At 54.8% G+C, this 1,822-nt stretch carries 3 protein-coding genes; 2 read left to right on the top strand and 1 reads right to left on the bottom strand.

The genetic code is table 11. The features are described from left to right. Positions 1 to 60: 60 nt before the first annotated feature. Positions 61 to 543, bottom strand: coding sequence for a TlpA disulfide reductase family protein (locus HMPREF2726_RS06360; protein ID WP_003775962.1), 483 nt, complete (start codon positions 541 to 543; stop codon positions 61 to 63). A 188-nt stretch (positions 544 to 731) separates the two neighbouring features. Here HMPREF2726_RS06360 and arsC point away from each other — a divergent pair, with 188 nt between their 5' ends. Then, the gene (gene arsC, locus HMPREF2726_RS06355) at positions 732 to 1,091 is read left to right on the top strand and encodes an arsenate reductase (glutaredoxin) (protein ID WP_070602668.1); all 360 of its coding nucleotides are present in this window, start codon (positions 732 to 734) and stop codon (positions 1,089 to 1,091) included. Positions 1,092 to 1,113: 22 nt separating this feature from the next. Further along, positions 1,114 to 1,785 (top strand): YdcF family protein, encoded by a 672-nt coding sequence (locus tag HMPREF2726_RS06350; protein ID WP_003768329.1) that lies wholly within the window; start codon positions 1,114 to 1,116, stop codon positions 1,783 to 1,785. Positions 1,786 to 1,822: the final 37 nt, after the last annotated feature.

Genomic DNA, 1,822 nt, shown 5'->3' with positions numbered 1-1,822 from the left:
TTGGGGGCCAGTTCAGTTTTCAGACGACCTTTTTGTTTTCTCAGTTCGGTTTAGCCCGATTTATTTACATTTCTCTTTAGCCGCATTGACGGCGGCGGTCAGGCTTTTTTCGTTGACTTCGCCGGTGATGGTTTGTTTGTAGCCGCATTTTGGAGCTTCGACGACGGTGAACGGCAATACGCCGACGTTGTTGCCGTAAGACTTCATGAAATTGCGGCTGTCCGCGCCGGTATAACGCCAAACATGATAGCTGACAGGGGTTTGTTTCAGGAATTTGCCGATGTTGTCGGAAGTATCCAACGCGATACCGACCATATCGACGCTGCCTTTTTTCTGCGCTTTGTACCAAGCGGACATGGCGGGCATTTCCTTACGGCACGGACCGCACCAGGTCGCCCACAGGTTCACCACGCGCACGGGGGCTTTGAGAGATTGCAGGCTTTGCGGTTTGTTGTCGTTCCAGCCTGCCAGCGGGTCGGCGGCAAACGCCGGGGCAGACAGGGCAGCGGTCATCAAAACAGAGGCAAGCAATAATTTTTTCATAAGTTCCATCCTTTGCATCAATCAGATGAACGCATTGTAACCCCTTTCAGCGTGCTGTCTATGGAGAAAATGAAGATGTTGGATTTTAGCGGTAAAAAATGACGATTATTGGGTGATAAGTTGAGGAAATCGCCAAGGCAGCCGATAATAAAGCCCATCAGCAAAATCTAAAAACATTGGAGAACCCTATGTCGTCTGAATTCACGCTCTACCACAATCCGCGTTGCAGCAAATCGCGCGCCGCTTTCGACCTGCTCGCAGCGCGCGGCATCAAAGCCGAAGTCGTCAAATACCTCGACACCCCGCCCAGCTTGGCGACACTGAAAGACATTTTCGCCAAGCTGGGCTTGGCGTCCGTACGCAGCATGATGCGCGTCAAAGACGACTTGTACAAAGAACTCGGTTTGGACAAGCCCGACCTCGACAACCAAGCCCTGCTCGAAGCCATCGCAGCCCACCCTGCCCTGCTCGAACGCCCCATCCTGACCACACAGGACAAAGCCGCCATCGGCAGACCGCTCGAAAACATCGAAGCCCTGTTGGACTGAAGCGCGGGAAGGCCGTCCCTACATGATTTCCCTGTTCCGCAGCCGCAACGGCTTGCGCTACTACCTCTTTCGCGGCATAGGCCTGAGTATCCTGTTGGTACTCGGCATATTCGGCGAGGGCGCATGGCAGGTGTACCACACCGGCTCGCAGCCCCTGCCCGGTCATATCCGCGCCGATGCCGCCCTCGTGCTCGGCGCCGCCGCGTGGGACAAACGGCCTTCGCCCATCTTCCGCGAACGCATCAACCACGCCATCACCCTCTACCAAAGCCACCGCGTCGAAAAAATCGTTTTCACCGGCGGAACACCCAAAAAAGGCTACATGACCGAAGCCGAAGTCGGTCGGCGCTACGCCCTCAAACAAGGCATACCTGCGCACAACATCCTCTTTGAAAACACCTCGCGCAACACCTACGAAAATATCCGCAACATCCGCCCAATACTGCGCGCCGAAGGCATCGGAAGCATCATCATCGTCAGCGACCCCTACCACCTCGCCCGCGCCCTCGAAATCGCCTCCGACCTCGACATCGAAGCCTACATCTCCGCCACGCCGACCACGCGGTTCGACCAAAGCAAGGAAAAAAACAAATTCCTGCTTCAAGAAAGCTACGCCCTCTTCCTCTACCGCATCGGCAAATGGAGCGAAAACTTTTGGGACTGGCTGACGATGAGTAAAACAGAAGATGAATAAAGGAAAAAAGGTCGTCTGAAAACTGAACTGGCCCCCA

It is taken from the genome of Neisseria sp. HMSC074B07 (assembly GCF_001810355.1).
Lineage (GTDB): Bacteria > Pseudomonadota > Gammaproteobacteria > Burkholderiales > Neisseriaceae > Neisseria.
The sequence above is the reverse complement of the archived record's forward strand: the minus strand, read 5'-3'. Positions and strand labels throughout refer to the sequence as shown.